5 protein-coding genes are annotated in these 6,543 nt (G+C 64.4%); 3 read left to right on the top strand and 2 right to left on the bottom strand.

The annotated features are described in order from the left end of the window. Nucleotides 1-580: 580 nt before the first annotated feature. Entirely contained in the window at nucleotides 581-1,687 is a 1,107-nt protein-coding gene (locus RB623_RS28555; protein WP_308060521.1) for a porin, read from the top strand. Between the two features lie 93 nt (nucleotides 1,688-1,780). On the opposite strand, the gene RB623_RS28550 is transcribed toward RB623_RS28555, so the two are convergent. Both RB623_RS28550 and RB623_RS28545 read right to left on the bottom strand, forming a co-directional pair. Further along, a complete protein-coding gene (locus RB623_RS28550) occupies nucleotides 1,781-2,668 on the bottom strand; it encodes an alpha/beta hydrolase (protein WP_308060520.1) in 888 nt (295 codons plus the stop codon). A gap of 85 nt (nucleotides 2,669-2,753) precedes the next feature. Next, nucleotides 2,754-4,784 carry a lytic transglycosylase domain-containing protein gene (locus tag RB623_RS28545; RefSeq protein ID WP_308060519.1) on the bottom strand — a complete coding sequence of 677 codons (2,031 nt, stop codon included), beginning with the start codon at nucleotides 4,782-4,784 and terminating at the stop codon, nucleotides 2,754-2,756. Nucleotides 4,785-5,011: 227 nt separating this feature from the next. Here RB623_RS28545 and dapA point away from each other — a divergent pair, with 227 nt between their 5' ends. Then, nucleotides 5,012-5,893: a 4-hydroxy-tetrahydrodipicolinate synthase gene (gene dapA, locus RB623_RS28540; protein WP_308060518.1), complete on the top strand. Its 882-nt coding sequence runs from the start codon at nucleotides 5,012-5,014 to the stop codon at nucleotides 5,891-5,893. 25 nt (nucleotides 5,894-5,918) lie between these two features. Next, nucleotides 5,919-6,398 carry an SsrA-binding protein SmpB gene (gene smpB, locus RB623_RS28535; RefSeq protein WP_308060517.1) on the top strand — a complete coding sequence of 160 codons (480 nt, stop codon included), beginning with the start codon at nucleotides 5,919-5,921 and terminating at the stop codon, nucleotides 6,396-6,398. Nucleotides 6,399-6,543 lie beyond the last annotated feature (145 nt).

Below are 6,543 nucleotides of genomic sequence, written 5' to 3'. Positions count from 1 at the left end.
AGCGCACGTTCTGATCGACCCTTCAGGGGTGACCAAAAAACCCGGCGGGCGACCGCCGGGTTTTTTGTTGGCCAAAGCTCCGGCGAGCATGGCTCGACGCTGCCGCGCGCCGGGCGGCGAGGGGCGCTCGCGTGGACGCCGTTGCCAATGATTCGACAATGTCGCCTTGACTTACGGTCGGGCATCCCAAGCGCTGACCACATCGCATCGCAGAGCGAGCCGGACGAAGCGGCGACGAGCCAATTCGACACCCGGTTCTACGCAGCATGCGATCTTCTGGGCTAAAAATTTAAGTTATAACAACGTTTTGTCTCGTCTGCTTCGAGTGCCCTCCGGCACGCGGAGGAGCGTCCGTATTCTGGTGGCCCGTCGATCGAACGTGGCTTTTGTGCAACGCAACTGAAAATAGCATCCGAGTTTGCCCGTCGTACCGATCGGTTTGATTGAACCGGTCGGTTCGACGAGTAAGGTGGATTCGGAGAGAAGGGATGCGAGCAATCGCATGGGAATAAAGGGTGACGGTGGGGAACGCCATCCTTCAGCAATGAAGGTTCAACCCGTACTGACTGGAGACTACCTGATGAACTTCAAGACCCTTCTGCTCGGTTCCGGCGCGGCGCTCGCCGCGGTCACCGGCGCCCGTGCGGCCGACGCCGTGGTCGTCGCCGAGCCTGAACCCGTCGAATATGTCCGTGTGTGCGACGTCTATGGTTCGGGCTTCTTCTACCTGCCCGGCACCGAGACCTGCCTGAAGATCGGCGGTTATGTCCGCGTCGACCTGCGTGGCGGCGACCTGTTCGAGCGCATCTCGAACTCGGGCGACGAGACCTACAACAACCGCGTGCGCGCCCAGCTTCGTCTCGACGCGCGCTCGGAGACGGAACTCGGCACGCTGCGCTCCTACGCGCAGGTCAATTTCAACTACCAGTCCTCGAATGCGGAGTTCAACGCAGACGGTTCCGTCGCCAGCCGCTACGACATGGATGACGACACCTTCCTGGAATTCGCCTATGTCGAACTGGGCGGCTTCCGCATCGGCAAGAACGACTCCTATTTCTCCACCTTCACCGACTATTCGTCGGGCGTGCTGAACGACGGTCTGGTCCCTTATGGTCCTTTCTCGACGCTGCAGATCGCCTACACCTATACCGGCGCGAACGGCTTTTCGGCTGGCATCGCCCTGGAACAGGGCGACGAGGACGAGGGCTTCGACGGCGCCGGCATCACCGAGGACTATGCGCCTTACGTCGTCGGCGGTATCTCGCTGACGCAGGGCTGGGGCAAGGTCGCCCTGGTCGCAGGTTACGACACCTGGCAGGAAGAAGTCGCGGTCAAGGGCCGAGTGGACTTCAACATCACCGAGACCGCTTCGGTGTTCGTGATGGCCGCCTGGGATTCGGGTGGCGACGCCGGAGATCCCGGCCCCGACAGCGGCGCGAACTGGTACGCTCCGTGGCAGGGCGACTGGGCCGTCTGGGGCGGCACGGCGGTGAAGTTCAACGAGAAGGCGACCTTCAACGCCGAAGTCGGCTATGACGACTTCGACAACTTCTCGATCGCCGCCAACGTCGCCTACGATCTGGTTCCCGGTTTCACGATCACACCGGAAATCGCCTATGTCGACAATTTCGACGTGGACGACTCCGATGCCTGGGGCGTCAACGTCCGCTTCCAGCGCACGTTCTGATCGACCTTTCAGGGGCGACCAAGGAACCCGGCGGGCGACCGCCGGGTTTTTGTAGAGTGCACGACGCTGCGCCGCCTGGCACCCGAATGCCGTTCATCGTCCTTCCGCCTGCGCGATGAAGCCGGCAATCCGTTCGGGCAGGTCGCCGGCTTCCAGCAGCGGCGGATGGCCTTGTCCGGCGACCGTGACGGTCTCCATGCCCGGATGCCGCCGCTCCATCTCCGCCACGGTTTCGGTGGAAAGCAGCCGCGTATTCTCGCCGCGGATCAGCAGCAGCGGAATGCCGGCGAGCAGGTCGAACTGGTCCCACATCGCCGGCAGGCGCTGGCGCAGGTCGAGCGCCACCACCGTATTGACCAACTCCGGGTCGTAGTCCGCGAGCGGCCGGCCGTTTTCATCACGATAAAGCGCTCGCACCAGGCGAACCCAGTCCGCGTCTGTCAGGGCGGGGAAGTCGGCCCCGTGAACCGCGCGCTGGGCGGCCTCGGCTTCCGCGAAGCTGGCGACGGGCCTTGGGTTCTCCAGATAGGAACGGATGTGGGCGAAACCTTCCGCCTCGATTTCCGGGCCGATGTCGTTGAAGACGATGGCCTTCAGCATGGTTGGTCGCATCGCCGCCAGCATATGGATGATCAGGCCGCCGCGTGACGTACCGATGAAGGCTGCCTCGCCTATTTCCAGTGCGTCCAGGCCGGCAAGGATGTCGCCGGCTTCCGTGACGATGTTATAGTTCTTCCATTCCGGGTCGTAGGCCGAGGCGCCGCGCCCGCGATAGTCGAAGGCGATGACCTTGCGCGGCGCATTCGCGGCAGTTGAGAGAAAGAGCGCAACCTCATGAAAATCCCGTGCATTCCGTGTCAGGCCGGGCAGGCAAATGATCGGTCGCCCGCCTCCCGCGTCATGCCCGTAGATCCTGGCATGCAGCCGCAGCCCGTCCTTGGAGGTGTAAAAGAAGTCGTCGAAACCTGCGCCACCTGTCATAGGAATCCTCCGGTTGCCGAAGGAGTGCTATCGGGCGAGGCTGCCGGGGTCAAACCGCCTGTTTGAGAGTTGCCGGGGGCGAGGTTCAGCGTCCGTCGACGAGGTCGCGGGCGATGTCGAATGAGCCCGTCAGGCGCATCTTGTAGACCTGATAGTTTTCCATCACCCGCTGCACATAGCTGCGTGTCTCGGCGAAGGGGATGCGCTCGATCCAGTCGACCACCGTTTCGAGATCCTTGCCGCGCGGGTCGCCATACCGCTTGATCCATTCCCGCGCGCGGCCCGGACCGGCATTGTAGCCGGCAAATGTGAGCACGTAGGAACCGCTGAACCTGCCGAGTTGTTCGCCGAGGAAAGCCGCACCCAGCGTGGCGTTGTAGCCGGCGTCTGTCGTGAGCTTTTGCGAGGAAAAAGCAAGGCCGGCCTTCTTGGCGACGTCCCTGGCGGTGTCCGGCATAAGTTGCAGGAGACCGCGTGCGCCCGCCCCGGACACCGCGCCGACATTGAACTCGCTCTCCTGGCGGGCGATCGCATAGGCCAGCGCTTTGCCGGAACCGGAAATGTTGGCGGAGGACGGAATTGCACCGACCGGGTGCGACAGCACGCCGATTTCGATGCCGCGTCCGGCGGCGGCCTTGGCGACCTTGAGTGCCAGAAAATGGTTGCCGCGGCTTTCGGCCAGCGCAGTCAACAGCGCCAGTTCACCCGGGCTGGTCAGTTGCCCGGCAAGCTCGCGGTAGAGCCTGTCGGCAAGGTTTGCGTAGCCGGCGCTCTCCAGCCGCTGGATGGCGCGCACCGCCTCGCGGGCGGCGAAGGTTTTGCGGTCGCCCTCGCTCGGTATAGGCGCGGCGGCATTGATCGTCGCCCGACCGATCTTGGCCGCCGCAAGCTGGCCGTAGAAGCTGGTGCCGTAGGTCGACGCGCGCTCGTAATAGATTCTGGCGCTCCCCGGGCCGCCGGCCTCCGCCGCACGGCCAAGCCAGTAATAGGCGCGCGCGAGCGAGATCGGCCCGTCCGCAGCCTCGGCGATGCGCGTAAAATGTTCTGAAGCGGTTTTTGCGTCGCTCAGTCCCCGCAAGGCGTACCAGCCGGCATGGAACTCCGCGTCGGCCTGGTTGACGGCGCTTTCGGCGGCATGCGCGGCGGCGACCTTGTAGGCGGTCTTGATGTCGCCCTGATCGACCAGTTCGCGCGAAATCGCCCGCCGCTCGATCCACCAGGCGTCGGGGTCGATCAGCGCCGCGCGGTCCTTCGGCGCCTTCAGCACGACGGCCGCCGCTTCCGCGATCTTGTCGCTCCGCCGCAGATATCTGGCCTTGGCGAACAGGTAGCCCGCGTCCCGCTGCGCCGCCGGAACGGCATCCAGCAGCTTGCCGGCTGCTTTGTCGTTCCTTGCCACCGCCGACCAGGCGTCGAACAAGGATTTGGCGCCCGCGACCGCAGCAACGCGCCCGGCCGACTTCACCCTGCCGGCATAAAGCATGCGCTCCATGCGGATGCGGTGATCCTCGGCCGGAATGACCGCGCCGAACTCGCCGATGATCGCAACCTCCTCCGCAGCTTCAAGCTTTTCGGTCCGCCAGAACCATGACAACACGGCGCGCGCGCCGTCGAGGTCGCCGAGTGCGACGTGGGACCGGGCGAGGATGATCACGCCTTGCGCCGTCAACGGTGGTATGCCGCCGAAGGCCTTGATCACGACTTGCGGGGAGGGCTTTTCGCGCAACAGCGCGCGCTCGCTGTTGCGCCGAAAAGCCTCGGCGCCTGGCCAGGCGCGCAGCGTTTCGGCGGCCGCGGCGATGTCGGTGCTGGGCACGAGCACACTGCCCTTCAGCGCGATCGCCCAGGCGAGGATGTGGCGGTCGAGTGCGGATTTCCGCAGGCTGTCGCGGATGGCGCGCGCCTGGGCGACGTCACCGGATGCGAGCGCGTCGAGGCCGGCCTTCAACCGGGCGCTGGTATTACCGCCGATGCGGTCGCCCTTGCCGGTTACGGCGATCGGGATGCCGGCGGTCGTCTGTCCGTCGAGCGTAGCCGCGATGGCCGGCGCAGGCACGGCCGAGGCGAGCGCTGCGACGAGCAGCGAGCGGCAATGCCTCCTGAAGCCTGTGCCCATCGGACTTCCTTGTCCTGACCCAATGCAATGAGGAACGGGTGCTGGCATGCTAGATGTCTATGGTGAATGGCCTGTAAATGCGGCCGGCCTTGGGCTGGGATTGTGCCCTGGGCGATCCTTGCGGCAGCACCATGTCAAGACTATGGTGCGCGGCCCCGCTTTCCTCTAGAACGCGGCCCGATCGAAACCATGAACGCAGCCGGCAGGTTGCCGAGGAGTTTGACCAGATGTTGAGAGGTTCGTTGACCGCGCTTGTGACGCCGTTCGACAAGAACGGGGCGCTGGCCGAGAAAACGTTCCGCGATCTGGTCGAATGGCAGATCGCGGAAGGCACCCGGGGGCTCGTGCCGGTCGGAACCACCGGCGAGTCGCCGACGCTGTCGCACGAGGAGCACCGCCAAGTGGTGAAGGCCTGCGTGGAAGCCGCCAAAGGCCGTGTGCCGGTGGTGGCCGGCGCCGGGTCCAACAACACCGAGGAAGCCATCGGCCTTGTGCAATATGCGGAGAAGGCCGGCGCCGACGCCGTTTTGGTGGTGACGCCCTACTACAACAAGCCGACGCAGCGCGGCCTCTACGCGCATTTCGCGGCCGTCGCCAAGGCGACGAAACTGCCGGTCATCATCTACAACATCCCACCGCGCTCGGTGATCGACATGACGCCGGAGACGATGGGCCGGCTTGCCCACGACTTCAAGAATATCGCTGGCGTCAAGGACGCGACCGGCAAGGTCGAGCGCGTGTCGGAGCAGCGGCTCACCTGCGGCAAGGATTTCATCCAGCTCTCCGGCGAGGATGCATCGGCGCTCGGCTTCAACGCCCATGGCGGGGTCGGCTGCATCTCGGTGACATCGAATGTTGCGCCGCGGCTCTGCGCCGAGTTCCAGGAGGCGACGCTCGCCAACGACAAGAACAAGGCGCTGGAACTGCAGGACCGGCTGATGCCGCTGCACAAGGCGATCTTCATCGAGCCGGGCCTTGCTGGCGCGAAATACGCGCTGTCGCGGCTGGGCAGGGTGGAGAATGTCGTGCGCTCGCCGCTGACCACGGTGGAACAGGGCACCGCCGAGCAGATCGAAGCGGCGATGAAGCACGCCGGCTTGATCAATTGACGCCGGCGCATCATTTGATGGCACGATGAACCAGGTCAGGAAAGCCGACCCAAACAACAAGACCGTGGCCGAGAACCGGAAGGCGCGGTTCTCCTACGAGATTCTCGACACGGTCGAGGCTGGTCTCGTGCTGACCGGCACCGAGGTGAAATCGCTGCGCCAGGGACAGGCGAACATCCAGGATTCTTACGCCTCGAATGAAGGCGGCGAGATCTGGCTGATCAATTCCTACCTGCCCGAATATCTGCAGGCCAATCGCTTCAACCACGAGCCGCGCCGACGTCGCAAGCTGCTGCTCAACAAGCGCCAGATGTCGCGGCTGACCCAGAGCGTCGAACGCGACGGCATGACCATGGTGCCGTTGAAGATCTATTTCAACGACAAGGGCCGCGCGAAGCTTTTGCTCGGCGTGGCGCGTGGCAAGAAACTTCATGACAAGCGCGAGACCGAAAAGCAGCGCGACTGGTCGCGCGAAAAAGGCCGGCTGCTGAAGGAGCGCGGCTGAGGGACCCGGCCGTCCGGAGACTTTGTCCGCGCTGACCCGGCCCCTCTGATTCGGGCCAAGAGATTTCCCCACAGAAGATTTTCGCGTCGATTTCGGTTGTCGCGCGTGCGCTTTCGCCGTGGGTGCGAGACGATTTTTGCCCACG

It is taken from the genome of Mesorhizobium sp. LHD-90, from assembly GCF_030929505.1.
GTDB lineage: Bacteria > Pseudomonadota > Alphaproteobacteria > Rhizobiales > Rhizobiaceae > Kumtagia.
The sequence above is the reverse complement of the archived record's forward strand: the minus strand, read 5'-3'. Positions and strand labels throughout refer to the sequence as shown.